Below are 22,702 nucleotides of genomic sequence, written 5' to 3' on the forward strand. Positions count from 1 at the left end.
CGCACCGCACCGTCCGCGCCGGGGTGCGGGCGGCGGCTGATGCCGCGGCGTCGGCGAGCGCCCCGGCCGGGGATCCGGACGGCGTACGGCGTCCGGCGCACGGCAATGCGGCGGCCTCGGCGCGGGCGGGCGCGCCGTACGGGCGCGGGGCCATGCGGGGCGCGAAGGCAGCGCGGGCGGGCGCCGGGCGCGCCCTCGGGGCGTGGGCGCGCGGCGGCGTCGGTGGGACCGACCCGGAGCGTGCGGCGGCGGGGTGGGGCATCTACGCCACCTCCGTGCGGTCGGCCGCCATGCCCGCGGCGTCCAGGAGGGCGGTGCCCAGTATGAGGTCGGCGCCGCCGAAGCCGGGGTCTTCCAGTTCGGTGCCGTCGTCCACGGCGAACAGCAGCCGCTGTTCGCCCTGGCGGTAGGCGGTGCCGACCGGGGGGCTGGCCGCGTGGATGGCCAGCAGGGCGATCAGGTAGGGCAGGTCGGGGTCGCGGCGGCGGGCGTCGGCGAGGAGGCCGGAGAGGCGGCGCGGGGCGTCGGCGGGGAGGTCGAGCAGCTCCATGGCGACCGCGAGCTGCTCCTCGCTGAAGCGGCTGTCGTCGGGCGTCGCGATGAGGTCCGGCTCGGGCATCTCCGCGCCCAGGTGCTCACGCTCGACAGGCGGGGTGAGCAGCATCTCGACCAGGTCGCCGACGCGGACGGACGTGGGCGTCCGCATTCCGGTGCCCCGGGCGAAGAACGCGTCGGTGACCCGGCCCGCCTCCTCGACGGGGAGCGGCAGGATGGGGGCCAGGAGCTGTCCGTACAGGTCGAGTCCGGCGCGCGCGGCGGGCGGGGCGAAGGCCTGGCGGTCCTGCTCGGCGCGGAACAGCGGCCCGGCCTCCAGCAGCCGGGACTGGAGCTGGGTGTGGCGCCGGATGCAGTCCTTGACGATGTCGACCAGCTCGGCGGCGCGCCGCTTGTGCTCGGTGCCCTCGGCCTCGTCGCGCGCCTTGCGGATGTTGGTGAGGATCGCGTTCTCGTGGCGGTAGCGGTCGGCGACGTGGTCCAGCGCCTCGGTGATCATCTCGGGGACGGTGCGCAGCCAGTCGACCGCGCGGACGTTGCGCCGGGTGGCGTCCAGGGTGCGGCGCAGCGTCTCCGAGTACTGGACGGTGCGGTAGCGGGCCTGCTCGGCGGCGAGTTGGGCGTCGGCGAGGCGGCCGCGGCTGATCAGCACCTCCAGCTTGACCTCGGCGGCGATCTGCGCGCTGGTGACGTCCGTGTCGAGGGCGCCCACCAGGACGTTGACGGCTTCGTCGGTGGTGCGCAGATAGACGCTGCCGCCGGGGCCCGGCACCTCCTCGATCAGCTTGAAGTCGTAGTCGCGCCGGACATACACGCCGTCGGCGCCGAACGTCCCGTACACCGCGCGGAAGCCGCGGTCCACGCTGCCGACGTTGATCAGGTTCTCCAGCACCCAGCGGGCGACGCGCTCGTGCTGGGCGGCGGGCCGCTCCGGGGCCTGGGCGGCGATACGGGGCAGCAGCCTGGCCACTATCTGTTCGTGGTCGGCGCCGGTGTCGAAGTCCATGTTGAGCGTGACGAGGTCGATGGCCGAGAGGGCGACCTCGGCCATCGCGTACACCCCGTACTCCCCCGCGAGGTTGGCCTTGCGGGTGTCCAGGTCATGGAGCGGCGCCGTGCACGCGAGCGCGCGCAGCCGCCGGGCCAGGCCCTCGTCGGCGGCCGGTCCCGGCGCCGGGCGGGCGGCCCCGTCATGGCCGTTGAGCTGGGGCGCAGTGGTGGCCCCTGGGGGTGGAAACGTCACGTCGCACAGATTAGGCGGTCGCACCGACAACGCACGAAACGGCACGGAGATCCCGCTATGTCGGGGCGCGCCATGCCTGCCTGTCCACCGGCGCGTCTCCCGTGACTCACCGACCGGTCAGTCTACGGCTTCACGGGCGTTCCCCGGACCGCCCGGCGGACCGTCGAGGGCGAGGGCCGCGAAGGTGGCGATCCAGTGGTCGCGGGTGAAGTCCCCGGTGACGGCGTGCGGAAGCCCGGCGGCCAGGTGGTCGCGGGCCGCGGCCGTGAGGACGGGGACGCGGGGATCGCCGTCCGGGAGGGCCGAGGAGAGGCGGCGCAGCGCGGCGGCCCGGCTGAGGGAGAGCCCGAGGAGATGGCCGATCTGGGGGTCGGCGGGGTCGGTGACGAGGGGCGGGGTGAGGAGGGCCCCGGGCGCGCGGCGGTCGAGACCCGGCAGGAAGCGTTCCAGCCAGGTCGCGAACTCCTCGCGCGGCAGCACCCGGCAGACCGCCTCGGCCTCGGTGAGCGCCGGGGAGAGGAAGTCCTGTCCGGAGGGTTCCCAGTGGGCGGGGGCGTCACGATCGTGGGCGAACCAGCCCATAATGGCCCGTTCGACGGGGTCGGTGAGCGCCCCGACACCGGCGTGCGACGCGCTGTCCAGGATGAGGCCGAGGGCGAACGCGCTGTTGGCGTGGGTTCCGTGCCGTACCGGATGGGCGGCCTTTTCCAGCCAGCCGAGCAGGAGTTCCGCGACGGCGTCGGCGGCCGGTGCGAGCGCGTCCGCCCAGCGCTTCCCCGCATCCGTCAAGGCCCCGCCGAACGCCCCGCCGAACGCCCCGCCGAGCGCGCGGCATTCGGCGGTGAGCGCCAGCAGCCAGGCCCAGCCATAGGGACGTTCGAACGAGGGGTGGGCCCGCAGATAGTCGGCCTCGGCGGTGAGAGGGGCGGCCGTGAGGTGGGCGTCCAGGACGCCGGTGATCCTGTCCGTGGGCACGCGGCCGGGGCAGCGGCGCAGCAGCCGGACGAGCAGCCAGTGCATATGCACCGAGGAGTGCCAGTCGTAGGAGCCGTAGAACGCCGGATGGTACGTGCGCGGCGGCACCAGGTCCCCGGGCCCGCGCAGCAGCTGCGCCGGGGCGTACGGGTACTCCCGGGTGACGTTGGCGACGGCGAGGGCGGCGAACCGCCGCGCGTACGCGTCGAGCCGCGCGCTCAACGCGTCGCGCCTTCGGCGCTGCGTAGGTCCGTCCCCGTGGTCGCCGCCGTGGTGGCGATCGCGCGGAGCGCCTCGGCGACGGTGGCGGCGGGCAGGGACGGTTCGGCCCGGTCCACGACCTGTTCGGGCAGGTACGGGACGTGGACGAATCCGCCGCGCAGGGCGGGCCGCTCGGTGGCGATCAGATGGGCGAGGCCGTAGAAGACGTGGTTGCAGACGAACGTCCCGGCGGTCTGTGATACGGAGGCGGGGATCCCGGCGGCGCGTACGGCGGCGGCGCACGCCTTGACGGGCAGGGTGGCGAAGTACGCGGCGGGGCCGCCCTCGACGACCGGGCCGTCGACGGGCTGCCGTCCCGCGTTGTCCGGTATGCGGGCGTCGTTGACGTTGATGGCGACCCGCTCGACGGTGATGTCGGGACGACCTCCGGCCTCCCCCACGCACACCACCACCTCAGGATCGCTCTGTTCCACCGCGGCGCGCAGCTCGTCCAGGGCGGTGCCGAAGACGCAGCTGAGCCGGGCGGCGGTCACGGTCAGACCGGGCGGCGGGTCGGCGGCGACCAGGGAGACGGCCTGCCAGGAGGGGTTGACGGCCGACCCGCCGAAGGGCTCGAAGCCGGTGAGGAGTATGCGGGTCATACGAGGGGCCTCCTCAGAAGGCGAGGTCAGGGGCTTCAGAAGGCGAAGAGCGAGATGATGGCGACGTTGCAGACCAGCAGCGCGCCCGCGGTGGGGATCTGGGCCTTGATGGGGCCGTACTGGTCCTTGAGTTCGAGCAGCGCCGCGGGCACCAGGTTGAAGTTGGCGGCCATCGGGGTCACCAGCGTTCCGCAGAAGCCCGCCAGCATGCCGACGGCGAGGACGACCGGCGGGTCGCCGTGCATCTGCTCGATGAGCACCGGCCAGCCGATGGCGGCGGTCATCACCGGGAACGCGGCGAACGCGTTGCCCATGACGACGGTGAACAGGGCCATGCCGACGCAGTACACGGCGACGGCGATGTACTTCTGGCCGTCCGGGAGCAGCTGTTCGGTGATCTTGCCGACCTGGGTGCCGACCCCGGCCACCTGGAAGATCGAGCCGAGGACGGCGAGCAGCTGGGGCAGCAGCAGCGCCCAGCCCATGGACTCCAGCAGCCCTCGGCCGGAGTGCAGCGGGACCGAGGGCCTGCGCTCGCGGACCACGAGCATGCCGACGAGCAGTCCGGCGATGGCGCCGAAGCCGAGGCCGAGGATGGTCTCGCTGCCCGCCTCCAGGACCGGTTCGCCGCCGATGCGCCAGTCCTTGACGAACGAGGCGCAGACCACCGCGACCAGCGGGATGGTGAGCGCAGGGACGAACAGCCTGCTGCCGAGCCGGGCGGCGGTCGCGGTGCGCTCCTCGGCGCTGGTGGTGCGGGGCACGCCTCGGCCGGTGAGCCCGAACCCGCCCAGACAGGCCATGGCGAGGACGGCGACGCCCAGCGGTTCGGCCGGGGCCGTCTTCTCGACCACCCAGGTGCTGTAGAAGAAGCAGGCGCCCAGCAGCCCCCAGAAGGCGGCCGAGCCGTAGCGCTTGGGGTTGCTGCGGTCGACGGCCATCTGGGCGGCCATGGCCAGGAAGACGGCCCCGACGAGCCAGAAGAACCACTCTGCCTTGATCACTTGGCCTCCTCCGCGGTGCGGCTGCCGCCCACGGCGGCGGACGGGCCGCCCGGGGCGGCGAAGTCCCTCTCCAGCGTGCGGTCCAGCCGCAGCAGCCGGGCGCCGTGGATGAGGAAGGCGCAGACGGCGGTGGGGATGGCCCACAAGGCGAGCTGGAGGGGTTCCAGATGGGTGTGGTACGTGGTGTTGACGAAGCCGGTGATGAGCAGGATCGAGCCGATGGCGAGGAAGCAGTCCTCGCCGAAGAACAGCCCGACGTTGTCGGCGCTGGCGGAGTACGAGCGGACGCGCTCGCGCGTCCGCTCGGGCAGGGCGCCGTAGCGCCGCTCGGCGGCGCCCTCGGCCATCGGCGCGACCATCGGGCGCACGCTCTGCGCGGGGCCGCCGATGCTGGTGAGGCCGACCGCCGCGGTCAGCTGACGGATCAGCAGGTACAGGGCGAGGAAGCGGCCGGTGGTGAGCTTGCCGAGCCTGCCGATGAGGGTCCGGGCCTGTTCCTGGAGGCCGTTGCGCTCCAGTAGGCCGATGACCGGAAGGGTGATGACGAAGATCGTCACCGAGCGGCTGGAGGCGAATCCGTTGCCGAACGCGGCCAGGATCTCCTGGGGCGAGAGCTTGCCCAGGAACCCGGTGACGATCCCGGCGACCCCCACCACCAGCAACGGGTTGCGTCGGGTGGCGAATCCGAGGATCACCACGAGGACGCCCAGGAGCACCATCATGCGTCCCGCCTTTCCGCGCACAGGACCTCACGGGGGGCGTGAGGAGATTGCACGGAGGCTAGAACTTCGTTGAACGATCCGACAAGAGGTTGACGCCGACTTATTGGTGGTGGGCCAGATCGTTTACGGGTGAGAAACCTGCGACCGGGAAACCTGCTGCGCGTACGCGCCGGACAACTGCGCCTGGGAGTCGTCCAGGTACGAGGCGAGCAGCCGCTCGGCCTCCGCCGCGTCCCCGGTCTGCAGCACCTCCAGGATCTGCCGGTTGCGGACCAGGTAGGGGGCGTAGAAGCGGCGCGGATCGTCCATCACATGGAAGACCAGCCGCAGTTCGGCCAGCACCGCGCGCATCAGCTCATCGGCGCGCGGGCTGCCCGCGAGCGCCACGATGGCCTGGTGGAAGCGGATGTTGGCGGTGGACAGGTCCTGCCACGCCCGGTCCTGCGCGGCGCGTTCGCCCGCCGCGACGGCCGCCTCGACCGCCTCCAGCGGATAGGGCGGCTCGCCCAGGCCCCGTACGGCGGCGCACTCCACCATCCTGCGCACCCGGTAGATGTCGTGGAGGTCGTCGACGGTGACGATGCGGACGAAGACACCCCGGTTCAGCTCGTGCACCAGCAGCCGCTCGTGGGTGAGCAGCCGGAACGCCTCCCTGAGGGTGTTGCGGGAGACGCCCAGCGCCCCCTTGACGCTGTCCTCGGACAGCCGGGTGCCGGGCGGGAAGAACCCCTCCGCGATGCGGTCGCGCAGCACGTCCGCCACCCGCTCGGCGGTGCTGGTGCGCCCCAGCAGCGCCCGGTCGGCCTCCAGTCCGGCGACTCCGGCCACCTCGGACACCCCGGACGCCTCGGCGAGCCGCCGTTCCACGCTGTTTGTCACGCTCTCTCCCCTTTGTCTTGTTCGCTCGGTTCGCTCTGCCTCATCCGTCCCGTATGGCGAGAAGTGAAGCCCAGAATCAGGAAGGCGACAATAACTTCTTGTCGGATCGTTCAACGATCGCTAGCTTGTGATGCCATGGCGAACCCGACGATCGACCTCAACGCCGACCTCGGCGAGGGCTTCGGCCGCTGGCAGCTCACCGACGACGACGCCCTGCTGTCCATCGTCACCAGCGCCAACGTCGCGTGCGGCTTCCACGCGGGCGACCCCTCGACCATGCGCCGGGTCTGCGCGCTGGCCGCCGAGCGCGGCGTCCGCATCGGCGCGCAGGTCTCCTACCGCGACCTCGCGGGCTTCGGGCGGCGCGCCATGGACGTACCCCCGCGTGAGCTGGCCGACGAGATCGCCTACCAGATCGGCGCGTTGGAGATCTTCGCCCGGGCCGCCGGGTCACGGGTGGCCTACGTCAAACCGCATGGCGCGCTCTACAACCGCAGCGTGCACGACGCGGCGCAGGCCTCCGCCGTGGTGGAGGGCATCACGCTGGCGACGGGCGGGCCGCTGCCCGTACTGGGCCTGCCCGGCTCCCGGCTGCACGAGGCCGCGCGGGCGGCCGGGCTGCCGGTGATCACCGAGGCGTTCGCCGACCGCGCGTACACCGCCGCGGGCACCCTGGTGCCGCGCGGTGATCCCGGCGCCGTGGTCTCCGACCCCGACACCGTCGTCAAGCGCGCCCTCGGCTTCGCCCGCGACCAGGCGGTGGCCTCGGTCGACGGGCAGCGGATCGACGCCGAGGTGCGCTCCCTGTGCCTGCACGGCGACACCCCCGGCGCCGCCGAACTCGCCCGCCGCGTACGGCGCGAGCTGACCGGCGCGGGGGTCCGCGTGGCGGCCTTCGCATGACCGCCGCCTCGGACGGCCTGACCTGCCTGCCGGTCGGCGACCACGGGCTGCTCCTCGAAGTCGGCACCGGCGAGGCCGTGGAGGCGCTCCACGGCGAACTGCTGCGCCGCGCCGCCGCCGGGACGCTGCCCGCCGTCCGCGAGATCGTCCCCGCCGCGCGCACCGTGCTGCTCGACGGCGTCGCCGATCCGGCACGTCTCGCCGCCGAGCTGATCGGCTGGGAGATACCGCCGCTGGTCCGCGGCGACGAGGAGGCCGTGGAGGTCGCCGTCCGCTACGACGGGCCGGATCTCGCGGACGTCGCCGGGCTGTGGGGTGTCACGCCCCAGGAAGTGGCCCGGATTCACTCCGGCACCGAGTTCCGGGTGGCGTTCAGCGGATTCGCCCCCGGCTTCGGCTATCTGACGGGACTCCCCGAGCACTTCCACGTACCGCGCCGCGCCACCCCCCGGACCCGGGTCCCGGTCGGCTCGGTCGCGCTCGCGGGCCCGTACACCGGCGTCTATCCGCGCTCCTCCCCCGGCGGCTGGCAGCTCATCGGGACGACGGACGCGGTGCTGTGGGACACCGCGCGGGAACCGGCGGCGCTCTTCGTCCCCGGCACCCGGGTCCGTTTCGTACCCGTCCCCGAGGATGGGGGCGCGCCATGACGGACAGCGCCTTCTCGGTGGTGCGGGCGGGCGCGCTCACCACCGTCCAGGACCTCGGCCGGGAGGGCCACGCGCATCTCGGCGTGCCCCGCTCCGGCGCGCTCGACCAGCCCGCCCACCGGCTCGCCAACCGCCTGGCCGGGAACCCGGACGGGGCCGCGACCCTGGAGACCACTCTGACCGGCTGTGCCGTACGGCTGCGCCGCGCGGCCACGGTGGTGGTCACCGGCGCGCCCTGCCCGGTCACCGTCGACGGCCGTCCCGCCGCGTGGGGAGCGCCGGTGCGGGTACCGGCGGGCGCCGTGCTGGAGGCCGGGGCGGCGACGTACGGCGTGCGCTCCTACGTGGCGTTCGACGGCGGCGTACACGCCGAACCGGTGCTCGGCAGCCGCGCCACCGATGTGCTGTCCGGGCTCGGCCCGGCGCCGCTCGCCGACGGCGCGGTGGTGCGGCTCGGCACTCCGTACGGACCGGCGCCGGGCGCGGATTGCGCGCCCCTGAGGAACGTCGTATCGGAGCTGGTGCTTCCGGTGGTGCTCGGTCCGCGCGACGACTGGTTCACGGCCGCGGGGCTGCGTACCCTCACCACCGGCCTCTTCCGGGTCGCGGCCGCGAGCAACCGGATCGGGCTGCGCACCGAGGGCCCCGCGCTGGAGCGCGCCAGGGAGGGCGAGCTGCCCAGCGAGGGCATGGTGCTCGGGGCGCTCCAAGTGCCGCCGGACGGCCGCCCGGTGCTCTTCCTCGCCGACCATCCGACGACCGGCGGCTATCCCGTGGTGGGCGTCGTCCCCGAGGCCTCGGTGGCCGCCGCGGCGCAGGCCGTGCCCGGCACTCCGGTGCGGTTCGCCCCGCTGCGCCGCCCGGGTCAGCCGTCCTGAGCCTGGCCGGTCGGGCCTTCCCGGGCCGGGCCTTCCCGGGCTGCCGAGCCTTCCCGGGTGCGGACCGGGCGGCGGTGGCTGGTGTCGCACCAGGGGTAGCGGGCGCTGCGCCCGCAGGCGCACACCGCCACCATCATCCGGTCGGAGCGGACCGTACGGCCGTCCGCCAGGACGACCTCCACCGGGCCCTCGACCAGCAGCGGGCCCTCGGGGTCGACGAGGACGCGCCGCGCGGGGGCTCCCGCCGGGCCGGGCTCATCGGGCGCAGCTGCTGCACTCGGTCGTACGGATGGCACGGATCACCACCAGCTCCTCCTTGTCGTCGCCCGGACCGATCAGCCCCCTGGCCGCCAGCCAGGCGCTGCGCCGCAGCAGCACGGGCCCGAACGGGACGACGCGGCGTGCCGTCACATCGGCGTGGAGCCCCTGGTCGGCCAGCCGCTCCAGCGTCGTTCCGACGCCGCTCAGCGCGGACTGCACCAGCAGCAGCACGCCCCGTGGGCGCAGCAGCCCCGGCATCCGGGCGCACAGCCGGTCCAGCACCGCCCGGCCGTCCGGACCCCCGTTCCAGGCGCGGCCGCCCCCGGCGCGCTCGAAGGGACGGGGAAGCCGCGCGGGCACGTAGGGCGGATTGGCCAGGACGACGTCGAACCGCCGCCCCGGGGCCATGGACGCCAGTCCGGCGAGCCGGACCCGGACCGGTTCGCGGCAGAGCCGGGCGTTCACCCAGGCCGCGAGCACCGCGCGGGCGGAGACGTCCACGGCCTCGACCCCCACGGCTCCGCAGCGCGCGGCGAGGACCGCCAGCGCGCCGGTGCCCGTTCCGATGTCCAGCACCTGGGCACCTGGCATGGCGGGCTCAGCGCGCACCGCCTCGGCCAGCAGGGCGGTGTCGTCTTGCGGCGCGTACACCCCGGGAGGCGCAATCAGTCGCATCCGTCCCAGGTACCTCATCCGCACCGGACGAAACCGGCCCGCCGCATCCGGCCCGATGCGTCGGGCGGCCGATCGGGGGCACTCGGCGAGCCCGGAGGAGCACCGGACGAGCGGCGGACGGAGGAGCGGTCGATGACGAGTCCTGGCACCGGGTGCGCGCCCGCGTCGCACTGGCGCCCCGAGGTCGGGGGCGCCGTCGTGCTCCCGTACGACCGCGCCCCGCGCGGCATGCACCTCACGCCCGGCGCGGGCAGCACCGAGGAGCGCTACGAGCGGCTGACCGCCTGGACGCGGCAGCGCTTCCCGGACGCCGCCGAGCGGGCCTGGGGCTGCCCGTGCCACGGGTCCCACTTCGCCGTCGGCGGGCCGAACGGGGAGCGGCGGCGGTGATGCCTGCCCGGAGCGCGGCACCCGACACGGCGGCGTCCGGGCCGCCCGCGCTGCCTCAGGCCCGTGGCCCGCTGTCCGCGGCGGTCCGTACCGCCCTGTGCCACGCCCCGCCGCCGACGGAGCTGCCGGGGGCCGGGGCCGCCGATCCGTTCGGCGAGGACCTTCAGCTCGCGCTGTACCTCGCGTACGAACTCCACTACCGCGGCTTCGCGGGCGTCGACGAGGCCTGGGAGTGGCAGCCGGATCTGCTGCGGCTGCGGGCCGCGCTGGAGGACCGGTTCCTCGGCGCGCTGCGCGAGGCCGTGCCCGGCGGCGCGGACGTGGCCGGTGAGCTGGACGCGCTGCTGGTCGAGCCGCTGGACGCGCCCGGCGTCAGCCACCACCTGGCGAGCCGTGGCACCTGGGGACAGCTGCGCGAATATCTGGCGCACCGCTCGCTGTACCAGCTCAAGGAGGCCGACCCGCAGGCGTGGCTGATCCCCCGGCTGACGGGACAGGCCAAGGCGTCGCTGGTGGCGGTGGAGTTCGACGAGTTCGGGGCGGGCCACGGCGACCGGGTGCACGCCCGGCTGTTCGCCGAGGCGATGGCGGGGGCGGGTCTCGACCCGGGTTACGGCCGCTACCTGGACCTGGCGCCCGCCGAGACGCTCGCCACCGTCAACCTGATGTCGCTGCTCGGGCTGCACCGCTCGCTGCGCGGCGCGACGGCCGGGCACTTCGCCACCCTGGAGATCACCTCGTCGCCGGGGGCCCGGCGGCTGGCGCGGGCGCTGGAGCGGCTGGGCGCCGAGCCCCGGTGCGTACGGTTCTTCACCGAGCACATCGAGGCCGACGCGGTGCACGAGCAGCTGATGCGCCGGGACGTCATCGGCGGCTTCCTCGCCCAGGAGCCGGAGCAGGCCCCGGCCGTCGTCTTCGGGATCCAGGCCACCGACTACCTTGACGCGCGCTGGTCGGAGCGCCTGCTCGGGGCGTGGGCCGCCGACCGCCCGTCCCTGCGCCTGCCGCTGTGCGACGTCTGACCGCCGCGCGGCGGGGCGCCCGGGGCCGGGCCGCCCGGGGCCGGGCCGCCCTGCCCCGCTGCCGCTGCCACGCCGCGCGCCTGACGCCGCTCCCGGCGGCGCAGCACCCGGCGTTCCTCCTCGTCGGTGCCGCCCCACACGCCGTGGGTCACACCGGTCTCCAGTGCGTACACGAGACACTCGTGGGTCACCGGGCAGCGGTGGCAGACCTCCTTGGCCTGGGCCTGCTGCGCCTGGGCCGCGGGTCCGGCCACCCCCACCGGGAAGAACAGCTCGGGGTCCTCGTCCACGCATGCCGCGCTCTGCCACCACTCCATGACTGCCCCTTCTGTGATGCTTAGTGGTGAATTTCCCGCCCTCGCCCATGCGAGGTCGCGCCGTCCAGTGAGTGGTCATGGAGGCACGAAGCCGACCTCGCGCACGAGGCTTGGCGGGCTTGATAGAAGTCGGGTTTCCGGTGACGGCGACCGCAAACGGGGTTGATCGCGCCAATGCGGCGGCGTTCCCCGAGCGGCGCGGCGCTCAGCCCTCCGCCGGGCCGTAACCGCCGCCGCCCGGGGTGTGGACGACGAGGACGTCATCCGTAGCGACATCGGCCGCGTCGCAGCCGTTCAGCCGGTCCACCGAGCCGTCGGCGCGCTCGATCAGGTTGGCGCCGAGCGCGCCCGGCGCGCCGCCCGCCATGCCGTACGGGGCGACGCGGCGGTGGCCGGTGAGCAGGGCCACCGTCATCGGCTCCAGGAAGCGGATGCGGCGGGTGACGCCGTGGCCGCCGCGCCAGTGGCCGCGTCCGCCGCTGTCCGGCCGTACCGCGAAGCTCTCGACCCGGACCGGATAGCGCCACTCCAGCACTTCGGGGTCGGTGAGCCGGGAATTGGTCATATGGGTCTGTACGGCGTCGGCGCCCTCGAAGCCGTCGCCCGCGCCCGAACCGCTGGCGACGGTCTCGTAGTACTGGACGCGGTCGTTGCCGAAGGTGACGTTGTTCATCGTGCCGGAGCCCTCGGCCTGGACGCCGAGCGCCGCGTAGAGGGCGCCCGTGACGGCCTGGGAGGTCTCGACGTTTCCGGCGACCGTGGCGGCCGGATAGGCCGGGGCCAGCATCGAGCCCTCGGGGATGCGGACCTCCAGGGGCTTCAGGCAGCCGCTGTTGAGCGGGATGTCCTCGGCGACCAGGGTGCGGAAGACGTACAGCACGGCCGCCATCACCACCGAGCTGGGCGCGTTGGCGTTGCCCGGCTGCTGGGGCGACGTACCGGCGAAGTCCAGCACGGCGGCGCGCCGCGCGTGGTCGACGGTGACGGTGACGCGGATGACGGCGCCGCTGTCCGTCTCGTAGCGGTACGAGCCGTCCCGGAGGGCGCCGACGATACGGCGTACGGACTCCTCGGCGTTGTCCTGGACGTGGCCCATATAGGCGCGCACGACGTCCAGGCCGAACTGCCCGATCATCCGGCGCAGTTCCTGGATGCCCTTCTCGTTGGCGGCGATCTGGGCGCGCAGGTCGGCGAGGTTGGCGTCCGGGGCGCGGGAGGGGTAGGGACCTGCGGTCAGCAGGTCGCGGGTCTCGCGCTCGCGCAGCGCGCCGTCCCGCACCAGCAGCCAGTTGTCGAAGAGCACGCCCTCCTCCTCGATGGTGCGGCTGAAGGCGGGCATGGAGCCGGGGGTGATGCCGCCGATCTCGGCGTGGTGGCCGCGCGAGGCGACCAGGAACAGCAGCTCCGTCCCGTCGCCGTCCGCGTCGTCGAAGACCGGGGTGACGACGGTGACGTCCGGGAGGTGGGTGCCGCCGTGGTACGGGTCGTTGATGGCGTAGACGTCGCCGGGGCGCATCGCGTCCCCGTTGCGGCGCAGCACCTCCTTGATGGACTCGCCCATCGACCCCAAGTGCACGGGGATGTGGGGGGCGTTGGCGATCAGGTTGCCGTCCGCGTCGAACAGGGCGCAGGAGAAGTCCAGCCGCTCCTTGATGTTGACGGAGTGGGCGGTGTTCTCCAGCCGCAGGCCCATCTGTTCGGCGATGGCCATGAAGAGGCTGTTGAACACCTCCAGCATCACCGGGTCCACCTCGGTGCCGACGGCGGACGTGCGCGGCCGGGGCCTGACCCGGGTGAGCAGCAGATGACCGCGCTCGCCCGGGGCCGCCTGCCAGCCGGGGTCGACGACGGTGGTGGCGTCGTCCTCGGCGATGACCGCGGGGCCGGTGACGGTGTCCCCGGGGCGCAGCCCGGCGCGTTCGTACAGCTCCGTGTGGTGCCACCGGCCCCCGGTGAACATCTCCACGGTCGCCACCGGCGCCATGTGGCCCTCCCTGGGCGGCTGTTCGACGGCGCGACCGCTCGCCGCGCCCGCCACGCTCGCCGCGCCCGCCGCTCCCGCCGCGCCGACCGCCTCCACCGACACCGCCTCCACGACGAGCGGCTTGTCCATGGTGAAGGCGTAGCGCGCGCGGTGTGCCCGTACGAAGCGGTCGGTCATCGCGGGGGCGGAGTCCAGCGGGACGGGGAGGGCCGCGTCGGTGCCCGCGTACCGCAGCTGGACCCTCGCGGTGGTGTGCACGCTCTCCCCGGGGACGCCGTCGGCGAGCAGTTCGTCGCGCGTCCGGTCCGACAGGCGTGCGCACAGGTCGCGTACGTCCGGCAGCGACTCCTCGCTCAGCTCCGTCTCGACGGCCTGCTCGCGCATCGCGGTGGCGTCGGCGACCCCGATGCCGTACGCCGAGAGCACGCCCGCCAGCGGCGGCACGATCACCGTGCCGATGCCGAGGGCGTCGGCGACCGCGCACGCGTGCTGGCCGCCCGCGCCGCCGAAGCTGGTGAGCGCGTAGCGGGTGACGTCGTGGCCGCGCTGTACGGAGATCTTCTTGACCGCGTTGGCCATGTTCAGCACGGCGATGTCCAGGAACCCCGCCGCGACCTCCTCCGGGCCGCGCCGGTCGCCGGTCGCCGCCGCGATCTCCTCGGCGAGGCGGGCGAAGCGCTCCCGTACCGCCTCCGCGTCCAGCCGCTCGTCGGCGTGCGGGCCGAAGACGGCCGGGAAGTGGGCGGGCTGGACGCGGCCCAGCATCACATTGGCGTCGGTCACGGTCAGCGGGCCGCCGCGCCGGTAGCAGGCCGGGCCCGGGACGGCACCGGCCGAGTCGGGGCCCACGCGGTAGCGGCGGCCGTCGAAGTGGAGCACCGAGCCGCCGCCCGCCGCGACGGTGTGGATGTTCATCATGGGCGCGCGCATCCGCACCCCGGCGACCTCGGTCCCGAAGACCCGCTCGAACTCGCCCGCGTAGTGCGAGACGTCGGTGGAGGTGCCGCCCATGTCGAAGCCGATGACCCTGTCGTAACCGCCGTGGTCGGCCTCTGCGGAGGAGCGCACCATGCCCACGACGCCGCCCGCGGGCCCCGACAGCACCGCGTCCTTGCCCCGGAAGTGCGCGGCCTCCCGCAGCCCGCCGTTGGACTGCATGAACATCAGCCGGATGCCGCGCAGTTCGGCTGCCACGTCCTCCACGTAGCGGCGCAGGATCGGCGAGAGATACGCGTCGACCACGGTGGTGTCGCCGCGCGACACCAGCTTCATCAGCGGGCTCACCTCATGCGAACAGCTCACCTGCGTGAAGCCGAGGTCGCGGGCCGCCCCGCCCACCGCGCGCTCGTGCGCGGCGTGCCGGTAGCCGTGCGTCAGGACGACCGCGGCACTGCGGAAGCCGTCGCGGTGGGCGGCGCGCAGGGCTTCCGTGGTCGCGTCGAGGTCCAGGGGGCGTACGACGGCGCCGTGCGCGTCCACCCGCTCGGGCACCTCGATCACCCGGTCGTACAGCGCCTCCGGCAGCGTGATCCGGCGGTCGAACAGCCGGGGCCGGTTCTGGTACGCGATCCGCAGCGCGTCCCGGAAACCGGCCGTGACGACGAGCACCGTGGGCTCGCCCTGACGTTCCAGCAGGGCATTGGTCGCGACGGTGGTGCCCATCTTGACGACGGAGATCCGGTCGGCCGGAACCGGCTCGTCCGGCCCGAGCCCCAGCGTCTGCCGGATCCCGGCGACGGCCGCGTCCCCGGTGCGCTCGGGATGGTGGGACAGCAGCTTGCGCGTCACCAGGCGGCCGTCCGGACGCTTCCCGACGACGTCCGTGAAGGTCCCGCCACGGTCGATCCAGAATTCCCAGCGACCGGTCACCCCGCCATTGTCGCAGCGTGCGCGGGTGCCGGGGCTTCCAGACGCGGCAGTGAGGCGAGCGCTGCGAGCGCCGCCCGCCGCTCCTGCCCGTCGAGCTGATGCGCGGTCCCCCGCACGCGGTGACGGACCTCCTGCGCCGCCAGCGCGAGGAGTCCGGGCAGCAGATCGGTGCAGCGGTCCACGACCCACCGGGTGCCCCGGGTCGCCATCCACCAAGCGCTCCCGGCCCGCGAGGGCGGCTGCCCGTCGAGCACCGTGGACGGCGGCTCGCCCATGGCGATGCCGCGTGCCGTGAGCGCGGTGTGGAACTCCCGCGCCAGCATCCGGTGCCCCAGCTCGCTCGGATGCAGCCGGTCCACGCTCCACGCCGCGCGGTCCGCGACCCAGGTGTGCTCGGTCAGCTCCACGTGGACGGCGCCGTGCCGCCCGGACAGCGCGTGCACCACCGTGTTGACGGCCCGCATACGCCGCCCCAGCGGCCGGGCCAGCGCGGTCGGCAGCCCCAGCATCCGCCCCGGGTCGGGCAGGCACGCGGTGAGCACCACGGTCCCGTCGGCGCGCAGCGCGCCGATCGTCGCGTCCAGGGCCTCGGCGACGCGGCGGATGTCGAAGGTGTCGCGCAGGGTGTCGTTCATGCCGACGACGACGGACGCGAGGTGGGGGCGGGCCCGGCGGGCGGCGGTCAGCTGCTCACCGGCCACGTCGGCGGCGAGCGCGCCGCTGCGGGAGACGTTGACGAAGTCCACGGCCTCCCCCGCCGCCCCGGCGAGCAAGGCCGCCCATCCCCGCCACCCGCCCCCGGGCACGGGGTCCCCGAGCCCCTCGGTGAGCGAGTCGCCGAGCGCAACGAACCGGATGGCCCCCGCCGCGCCCCGCCCACCGCCTTCCGGCGCGGCGCACGCGGCCTCCACCGCCACGGCACCCGTACCACCGGCGGCCACAGTACGACGGACCTCCGGGACGGACGCCGTGCCGTCGGCCTCGGCGGGCGACGGACCGACGGCTCCCGCGCGGTGGGGCTCCGGAACCACCGGCGCGGCAGAAACGGCCCCGCTGGTGGCCTGGGCAGAGCACGGCGAGTCGTTCGCGGCGTCTCCGAGGACGGTCACTGAAGCTACATGCGCCGCGCGGTGGACGTCCGAGCGCGCCGGGGCCGTCGAGACGGGAACGGGCACGGCCGGACGTGCGGCCTCCTCCGGGACGGACCGCACCACGTGGCGGGGCGGCGCCGCCGGGCCCGCCATCACCCCGCTGCCCGGGGCCCCCGGGACATCCTCCGCGCTCGCCGCGCGGGGAACCTCCGGGCCCTCCGGGGCCATCAAGACGGGAGCGGGCATGGCCGGGTGGGCGGGCCCGTCCGGGACGGGGCGTACCACAAGCCGGGGCGGTGCTGCCGGGGCGCACGCTCGGTCGGCGGGCACCGCGTGGCGGGGCGGTTGGGTGGGCGGGGTCGGTGGGGGCGACGGCGCGGCGGCACCGGCGTGCATCCTCGCGGTGCCGCCGGACGGGATCACCACGGCTGCGGGATCGTCCGGGAGGGGGCGTGCGTCGGTCCGGTTCCGGGGCGACCCGGCGGTCGGGGCGGCGGCGTCGGGCGGCGTGGGGGTGGCGGGTCCGGTGTCCCGGGGTGGCGGGGTGTGGGGGTGGTGGGGCGGGTGGGTGCTGCGCGGTGTGGTCACCGCGCACCGCCGACCGCCGTGCGGGCCGGGGTGCTGCCGTCGGGCCGGGTGGCGGGCGCTTCGTGGGCGGCCAGGAAGGCGTCGACCGCCGCGGGCCAGCCGAAGCGCTCGGCGCGGGCCCGGGCCGTGGCGCGGCGTACGGACTCGGGGCGGGCCAGGACCTCGGCGACGGCGTCCGCGAACGCCGCACCGTCGTCGGCCGCCGTCGCGCCCGCCGGGCCGACGATGGCGGGGAGGGCGGACAGGGCGCTGACGACCACGGGCGACCCGCACGCCAGCGCCTCCAGGGCGGCCAGCCCGAAGGTCTCCGCCGGGCCAGGGGCGAGGACGACGTCCGCGCTGGCCTGGAGCGCGGCCAGTCGGGACCGGTCGCCGACGTGGCCAAGGAAGGTCACCGGAAGCCCCTCCGCACGGGCGCGGGCCTCCAGCCGGGCGCGCATCGGGCCGTCGCCCGCGACGACGAGCGCCGCCGGGACGCCGCGCCGCCGCAGCTCGGCGAGGGCGTCGAGCGCGCGGCCCGGCCGCTTCTCGGGCGACAGGCGGGTGCACGTGACGAGCAGGACCGAGGCGCCGCCCCGGTGGTGCTCGCGCAGGGCGCCGTCGAAGTGGGACGGGTGGAAGTGGCCGAGGTCGACGCCCAGGGGGGCGCGTACGACATTGCGCGCGCCGATCCGTACGAACTCGCGCTCCGCCCACTCCGTGGTGCACACGACCCGCGCGTACGCCCGCGCGGTGCGCCGGTTCAGCCGGTCGGCCGCGCCCCGGGCGGCCGACTCGGGCACGCCCCAGGTGCGCAGCACGGCGTCGGCGCTCTCGTGGGAGACCATCACGGCGGGCACGCGGGCGCGCCGCGCCCACTCCCCCGTCCAGCGCAGGGTGGTGCGGTCGGAGACCTCCAGCCGGTCGGGCGCGAGCCCGTCCAGCAGCCGGGCCAGCCGCCGCCGGTCGGTGAGCACCCGGTAGCCGCCGGTGCCGGGCACGGCGGGCCCGGGCAGGGTGATCACCCGGCCCTGGCGGGTGTGCTCGTCCGTGTCGCGCTCCCCCGGCACGATCAGGACGGACTCGTGCCCGGCCGCCTGGTAGCCCGCGCCCAGCTCGCGCAGCGCGGTGCGCAGGCCGCCGGAGGAGGGGGTGACGAAGTTGGCGAGCCGGACGATCCGGAGGGACGGCGCGTCGCTCATGCCGCCACCGCCGTACGGGCCATCAGTACCTCGGCGTAGTGGTCGATCAGCTGGTCGACGATCGCCTCCCAGGTGCGGCCCTCGACCGCCTCCCGGCCCGCCTGCCCGACCGAGGCGCGCATCCGGGGGTGGGCGGAGAGGAGCGATACGGCGTCGCGCACCTCGTCCGCGTCGCCGGGCGGCACCAGCAGGCCGGTACGGCCGTGGTCGACGAGGTCGAGCGGGCCGCCCGCGGCGGGCGCGACCACCGGCACGCCGCTGGCCTGCGCCTCCTGCACGGTCTGGCAGAAGGTCTCCTGCGGGCCGGTGTGCGCGAAGACGTCCAGCGAGGCGAAGATGCGGGCCAGCTCGGTTCCGGTGCGGCGGCCGAGGAAGTGGGCGCCGGGCATGGCGGCGCGCAGCGCGGGCTCGCTCGGCCCGTCCCCGACCACGACGACGCGGACGCCGGGCAGTGCGCACAGCGGGGCCAGCAGCTCGACGTTCTTCTCGGGCGCCAGGCGGCCGACGTAGCCGACGATCAGCTCGCCGCCGGGCGCCAGCGAGCGGCGCAGCTCCGGGTCGCGGCGCGAGGGGTGGAACCGCTCGGTGTCGACCCCGCGCGGCCACAGCGCGATGCGCGGCACCCCGTGCTCGTCGAGGTCGCGGGCGGCGGCGGTGGACGGGGCGAGGGTGCGGTCGGCGGCGGTGTGTACGGCCCGTATCCGGCGCCAGGCCGCGTTCTCGCCCGCGCCGAGGTACGTACGGGCGTAACCGCCCAGGTCGGTCTGGTAGACGGCGACGGCGGGGATCCGCAGCCGCAGCGCGGCCGTCATCCCGCGCGCGCCGAGCACGAACGGGCTGGCCAGGTGGACGAGATCGCTGCGGTGCGAGGTGATCGCGGTGGCGAGCCGACGGCTGGGCAGTGCGACGCGCACCTGCGGATAGCCGGGCAGCGGCAGGGACGGGATCCGGACAACGGGGAACGGATGCGCCCCGTCGGTGTCCCCGGCCCCGTCGGCCGGCCCGTCGTGCGGACCCGCGGGGGCGATGACGAGGGGTTGGTGACCGCGCCGGTGGAGATGCTGGGCGGTCTGCAGCGTGCAATGAGCGACGCCGTTGATGTCGGGCGGGAAGGATTCGGTCACGATGGCGACTCGCATACCGGTGTTGTCGGCGTACGAAGGGTGGCCCCGGCATCGTGCACCTTGCGAGCCGTGAAACGTCCCGTGAGCGTTGGCCCCCGCGCCCTCCGAAGCCGGGCGAGTGCCGGATGAACCCCCCGAAATCCGGCACCAACCCCGGGGTTTACGGACGACCACATGGCGTAAACACATCGGTCCCGGCCCGATTCCGGTGACCCATCACACCAGCCCCGCCACTCCGAGTGACGCCCCGGGCGCGGCGGGGCATCGGGCCGCCCCAGAGGGGCGCGCGGCGGGGAGTGGGTCAGACTCCGGCGGCGTCGGGGCCGATGCGGCTGCGGACCGCGGTCTGGACCTCGGCCTCCTCGGCCGGGTCGGCGGCCAGCCTGCGGAGTTGTTCCACCACGCGGGCGTCACCGGTGGCGGCGTGGCGGGCGGCGAGTTCGCGGGTGGTCTCCTCGCAGTCCCAGAGGCATTCGACCGCGAAACCCGCCGCGAACGAGGGATCGGTGGCGGCCAGGGCGCGGGCGGCGCGGCCACGGAGGTGGGAGGAGGCGGTTTCGCGGTAGACGTGGCGCAGGACGGGGGCGGCGCAGGTGATCGCGAGACGCCCGGCGCCGTCCACGAGCGTCCACAGGGCCTGCGAGTGCGGGCCCTCGGCCCGCACCGTACGGCGGAGGGCGGCGAGCACGAGGCCCGCGTCGTACTGCCCGCCCCGGGCGGCGAGCATCGCGGCGGCCGCGCCGCCGAGCGCGTCGGGGCGGTGGGCCCAGATCCGGGCGCGGTCCAGGGCGGCGATGCTGCGCATGCGCTCGAACGCGCCGAGGGCGGCCCGGGAGACGGGCTCAGAGGCGTCCGGCTCGGTCACCGCGGCCTCGACCAGGTCCAGCACCTCGGGGTCGCCGACGTCCGCGAGGTACCGCAGGGCGGTCGCACGGGCCGCGTCCGGGGCCGACGCGGCGGCGGCCAGCAGCTCGGGCCGGTCCTCCGGACCGGCGACGGCGGCGAGGCAGCGGGCGGCGGCGTCGGGGCGCCGGGCGCCGGGCCGCAGGTCGTGTTCGTCCTGGGCCCAGGCCAGCACGTCGCGGACGCTCCAGCCGGGACGCGGCCCGGAGGGGCGCAGCTGGCGCTGCCAGCGGTCGAAGGCGCCCTGCTCCTGCACGGCGCGCACGCGCGCCCCGTGCGCCGGGTCGTCGGCCCACAGCCGCCAGGGGCGCGGCTCGTAGGCGCCGCGCGCGGCGGCGGCCAGCTCGGCGTCACCTTCGGGGGTCGCGGGGAAGCGGCCGAGGATGGCGGGGGCGAGGGCGCGCAGCCCGGCGTCGTCGTCGCGCAGGGCCAACTCGTCCAGGGCCCATTCCCAGTTGCTGCCCGCGGCGGCGTACCGGCGCAGCAGCCGCAGCGCGTCGAGCCGGTCGTACGCGGCGAGGTGACCGAGGACGGCGAGGGCGAGCCCGGTGCGCTCCTCGTCGGTGTTCACCAGATCGTCGGCGTGGAACAGGTGCTGTTCGATTTCGTCGAGGTCCGCGTCGAGGTCCAGGCAGAGCCGGGCGTAGTAGAGGGAGCGGTTCTCGACCTGCCAGTCACGGCGGGGGTCGTGCAGCACGCAGTGGTGCAGTGCCGCGAGCGCCTCGGCCCGCGGCGCGGCGAGGGCATGCAGAGTACCGTCGCCGCGGCCTCGCTGAAGGAGGCCGAGCAGGGTACCGCTGGGCGCTATGTCTGGATCGAACATGAGGTCAGCATCCGGTGCGGGGGGTTCGCTGGCAACGGGATTTCCGTCGATCGGCATTCTTGCCGGTGTCCTGGCGCCATATGCCGGATGAACACCTGAACTGAGGGAATCCCGAGCGCCGCAGCCTACCCGGAATCGCACCCTCCACCGAGCCATGTCCGAGTTGCCCCAGGAAGGCCATGGGCATATGCCGGAAGCACCACCGGATCGGGTATTGCCAAACGACTTACGCGACGTCGCAGCCTGTGCAAAAGTCGTTACCGGCCCAAGACACCCCTGACCCCTTCAGACCCGGCCGCGCCGCGCCGTACCGGCCCGTATCGGAGAACACATGCCGCCCCCCCGCTCCGCGGATCACCCCGCCGCCCCGTCGCCCCAGCGCGGCACGGTCGACGCGCTCATCACGCAGACCCGGCGGCTCCGCGGCGGCATCGCGGCCGTGCGGCGCGACACCACGGCGGACCTGAGCGGTACGGCATACGAACCCCAGCTGCGCTGGCAGCGCGCCCTGTGCGATCTCGCTGTCCATCATCTGGACGACCTCGGCCAGCATCTGGACCAGCTGCGCGAGGGGCTGCCGTCCGAGCAGCCGGGGGAGGCGAAGGAGACCCCGGAAGCGGAACCACGGAAGTGGTCTCCCGCGCCCGCCGGGCCCGGCTCGCTGCTCCACCGCGTCGGCAGCGCCGAGTGGAACCTCCTCACCGACGAGGTGACGTGGTCCGACGAGCTGTGCCAGATCTTCGGCCGGGGCCCCGAGGAGGGCGGGCTGTCCCTGGACGAGATGCCCTCGTGGGTCGTCGCCGACGATCAGCCGGTGCTGACCGCGATGGTCACGGACTGCCTGGTGGACGGCAAGCCGATCGACGGCGAGTTCCGCGTCGTCCGCGCGGACGACGCCGTCCGTACGGTGCACATGGCGGGCGAGCCCGTGCTGGACAGCGACGGCAGCACCGCCTCCATGTGGGCCGTGCTCCGCGATGTGAGCGAACTGCGCCGCAGCGAGCGGGCGGTGCGCGAGTCCCGCGACACGCTCCAGCGCCAGCGGCACATCGCCCGCACCGAGCGCCGCCTCGCGGTCCAGCTGCACGAGGCCGTCCTGCCGCCATGGCGCGGCTCCGCGCCCCTCGCGCACGGCGGGCGGCCCACGGGCACCGGCCCCACGGACACCGCCCTCGATGTCGCCGCTCATTACTTCCCCTCCGCCAACAGCGCCCTGATCGGGGGCGACTGGTACGACGCGCTCGAACTGCCCGACGGCGGCACCCTGCTGAGCGTCGGCGACCTCACCGGCCACGGCGTCGCCGCGACCTCCGGCATGGCGATGGTGCTGGGCGCGGTGCGCGGCATGGCGGTGGCCGGAATAGAGCCGGGCCCGCTGATGGGGCGGCTCAACCAACTGCTCGACGCCTCCGCGCAGCCCGCCCTGGGCAGCGCCGTCTGCGGGCGGTACGACCCGGCCACCCGCACCCTGGTGTGGTCGCAGGCCGGGCACCCCGCCCCGCTGCTGTTCCGCGACGGAGCGGGGCGCGCCCTGCGGCCCCCGGCCGGGGTGCTGCTCGGCGGCACGACGGGCGCCACGTACACCCAGGCCGAGGAGCGGCTGGAGCCGGGCGATCTGCTCCTGCTGCACGCCGGTGGGCTCGCCGAGGACCCCACGGTGACGGCCGAGCGGCTGCTCGCGCTCGCGCCACGGTTCGCCGCCGCCCGTGGCACCCAGGAGTGCGTACGGGTGGTGGCCGAGGAGTTCGACGACGAGCGGCGTGAGGGCGACGCCTGCGTACTGCTCGCGATGATCGGTTGAA

General features: G+C 74.9%; 20 protein-coding genes and 1 pseudogene. 6 read left to right on the forward strand and 15 right to left on the reverse strand.

The annotated features are described in order from the left end of the window. From ACWC5C_RS35165 to ACWC5C_RS35195, 7 genes and pseudogenes are all read right to left on the reverse strand, one after another. A pseudogene (locus tag ACWC5C_RS35165) lies at positions 1 to 262 on the reverse strand (hypothetical protein); the annotation flags it as partial. Further along, a complete protein-coding gene (locus ACWC5C_RS35170; RefSeq protein ID WP_450882232.1) occupies positions 263 to 1,798 on the reverse strand; it encodes a hypothetical protein in 1,536 nt (511 codons plus the stop codon). It abuts the pseudogene before it with no gap. 117 nt (positions 1,799 to 1,915) lie between these two features. Next, positions 1,916 to 2,995, reverse strand: coding sequence for a DUF2891 domain-containing protein (locus ACWC5C_RS35175; RefSeq protein ID WP_450882234.1), 1,080 nt, complete (start codon positions 2,993 to 2,995; stop codon positions 1,916 to 1,918). Then, complete coding sequence (gene pcp, locus ACWC5C_RS35180; RefSeq protein ID WP_450882236.1) at positions 2,992 to 3,636, reverse strand: pyroglutamyl-peptidase I; 645 nt, start codon at positions 3,634 to 3,636, stop codon at positions 2,992 to 2,994. Before pcp ends, ACWC5C_RS35175 begins: the two co-directional genes overlap by 4 nt. 35 nt (positions 3,637 to 3,671) lie before the next feature. Then, a complete protein-coding gene (locus ACWC5C_RS35185; protein WP_450882238.1) occupies positions 3,672 to 4,640 on the reverse strand; it encodes a DUF979 domain-containing protein in 969 nt (322 codons plus the stop codon). Beyond that, the gene (locus ACWC5C_RS35190; protein ID WP_450882240.1) at positions 4,637 to 5,362 is read right to left on the reverse strand and encodes a DUF969 domain-containing protein; all 726 of its coding nucleotides are present in this window, start codon (positions 5,360 to 5,362) and stop codon (positions 4,637 to 4,639) included. Before ACWC5C_RS35190 ends, ACWC5C_RS35185 begins: the two co-directional genes overlap by 4 nt. A gap of 123 nt (positions 5,363 to 5,485) precedes the next feature. Beyond that, complete coding sequence (locus tag ACWC5C_RS35195; protein ID WP_450882242.1) at positions 5,486 to 6,241, reverse strand: GntR family transcriptional regulator; 756 nt, start codon at positions 6,239 to 6,241, stop codon at positions 5,486 to 5,488. 135 nt (positions 6,242 to 6,376) lie between these two features. Between ACWC5C_RS35195 and ACWC5C_RS35200 the strand changes: the two genes are divergently transcribed. Genes ACWC5C_RS35200 through ACWC5C_RS35210 form a run of 3 tightly spaced genes read left to right on the forward strand, consistent with a single transcriptional unit; the run spans position 6,377 to position 8,672 of the window. After that, positions 6,377 to 7,144, forward strand: coding sequence for a LamB/YcsF family protein (locus ACWC5C_RS35200; protein ID WP_450882244.1), 768 nt, complete (start codon positions 6,377 to 6,379; stop codon positions 7,142 to 7,144). Next, entirely contained in the window at positions 7,141 to 7,794 is a 654-nt protein-coding gene (locus ACWC5C_RS35205) for a 5-oxoprolinase subunit B family protein (RefSeq protein ID WP_450882246.1), read from the forward strand. Before ACWC5C_RS35200 ends, ACWC5C_RS35205 begins: the two co-directional genes overlap by 4 nt. After that, a complete protein-coding gene (locus ACWC5C_RS35210; RefSeq protein ID WP_450882248.1) occupies positions 7,791 to 8,672 on the forward strand; it encodes a 5-oxoprolinase subunit C family protein in 882 nt (293 codons plus the stop codon). The genes ACWC5C_RS35205 and ACWC5C_RS35210 overlap by 4 nt, the downstream gene beginning before the upstream one ends. Here the strand turns inward: ACWC5C_RS35210 and ACWC5C_RS35215 are convergent. Further along, positions 8,660 to 8,968 carry a CDGSH iron-sulfur domain-containing protein gene (locus ACWC5C_RS35215; RefSeq protein WP_450882250.1) on the reverse strand — a complete coding sequence of 103 codons (309 nt, stop codon included), beginning with the start codon at positions 8,966 to 8,968 and terminating at the stop codon, positions 8,660 to 8,662. The genes ACWC5C_RS35210 and ACWC5C_RS35215 overlap by 13 nt on opposite strands. Continuing rightward, a complete protein-coding gene (locus ACWC5C_RS35220) occupies positions 8,928 to 9,608 on the reverse strand; it encodes a HemK2/MTQ2 family protein methyltransferase (protein ID WP_450882252.1) in 681 nt (226 codons plus the stop codon). The genes ACWC5C_RS35215 and ACWC5C_RS35220 overlap by 41 nt, the downstream gene beginning before the upstream one ends. 132 nt (positions 9,609 to 9,740) lie before the next feature. Here ACWC5C_RS35220 and ACWC5C_RS35225 point away from each other — a divergent pair, with 132 nt between their 5' ends. Together ACWC5C_RS35225 and ACWC5C_RS35230 are read left to right on the forward strand one after the other, a co-directional pair. Further along, complete coding sequence (locus tag ACWC5C_RS35225; RefSeq protein WP_450882254.1) at positions 9,741 to 9,998, forward strand: hypothetical protein; 258 nt, start codon at positions 9,741 to 9,743, stop codon at positions 9,996 to 9,998. Continuing rightward, the gene (locus tag ACWC5C_RS35230; protein ID WP_450882256.1) at positions 9,998 to 11,020 is read left to right on the forward strand and encodes an iron-containing redox enzyme family protein; all 1,023 of its coding nucleotides are present in this window, start codon (positions 9,998 to 10,000) and stop codon (positions 11,018 to 11,020) included. Before ACWC5C_RS35225 ends, ACWC5C_RS35230 begins: the two co-directional genes overlap by 1 nt. On the opposite strand, the gene ACWC5C_RS35235 is transcribed toward ACWC5C_RS35230, so the two are convergent. The 6 genes from ACWC5C_RS35235 to ACWC5C_RS35260 all read right to left on the reverse strand — a co-directional run bounded on the left by ACWC5C_RS35235 (position 10,933) and on the right by ACWC5C_RS35260 (position 20,900). Further along, complete coding sequence (locus ACWC5C_RS35235; RefSeq protein ID WP_450882258.1) at positions 10,933 to 11,337, reverse strand: WhiB family transcriptional regulator; 405 nt, start codon at positions 11,335 to 11,337, stop codon at positions 10,933 to 10,935. The two genes, ACWC5C_RS35230 and ACWC5C_RS35235, sit on opposite strands and share 88 nt — an antisense overlap. Positions 11,338 to 11,542: 205 nt before the next feature. After that, positions 11,543 to 15,190 (reverse strand): hydantoinase B/oxoprolinase family protein, encoded by a 3,648-nt coding sequence (locus tag ACWC5C_RS35240; protein WP_450882260.1) that lies wholly within the window; start codon positions 15,188 to 15,190, stop codon positions 11,543 to 11,545. Beyond that, positions 15,187 to 16,869, reverse strand: coding sequence for a GDSL-type esterase/lipase family protein (locus ACWC5C_RS35245; protein WP_450882262.1), 1,683 nt, complete (start codon positions 16,867 to 16,869; stop codon positions 15,187 to 15,189). The genes ACWC5C_RS35240 and ACWC5C_RS35245 overlap by 4 nt, the downstream gene beginning before the upstream one ends. Then, a complete protein-coding gene (locus ACWC5C_RS35250; RefSeq protein ID WP_450882264.1) occupies positions 16,866 to 18,050 on the reverse strand; it encodes a glycosyltransferase in 1,185 nt (394 codons plus the stop codon). Before ACWC5C_RS35250 ends, ACWC5C_RS35245 begins: the two co-directional genes overlap by 4 nt. After that, positions 18,047 to 19,189, reverse strand: coding sequence for a glycosyltransferase family 4 protein (locus tag ACWC5C_RS35255; RefSeq protein WP_450882266.1), 1,143 nt, complete (start codon positions 19,187 to 19,189; stop codon positions 18,047 to 18,049). The genes ACWC5C_RS35250 and ACWC5C_RS35255 overlap by 4 nt, the downstream gene beginning before the upstream one ends. Positions 19,190 to 19,475: 286 nt before the next feature. Continuing rightward, positions 19,476 to 20,900 (reverse strand): HEAT repeat domain-containing protein, encoded by a 1,425-nt coding sequence (locus ACWC5C_RS35260; protein WP_450882268.1) that lies wholly within the window; start codon positions 20,898 to 20,900, stop codon positions 19,476 to 19,478. A gap of 331 nt (positions 20,901 to 21,231) precedes the next feature. Between ACWC5C_RS35260 and ACWC5C_RS35265 the strand changes: the two genes are divergently transcribed. Then, positions 21,232 to 22,701, forward strand: a complete 1,470-nt coding sequence (locus ACWC5C_RS35265) for a PP2C family protein-serine/threonine phosphatase (RefSeq protein WP_450882270.1) — start codon at positions 21,232 to 21,234, stop codon at positions 22,699 to 22,701. The last annotated feature ends 1 nt before the right edge of the window (position 22,702 follow it).

It is taken from the genome of Streptomyces sp. NPDC001700 (genome assembly GCF_053596435.1).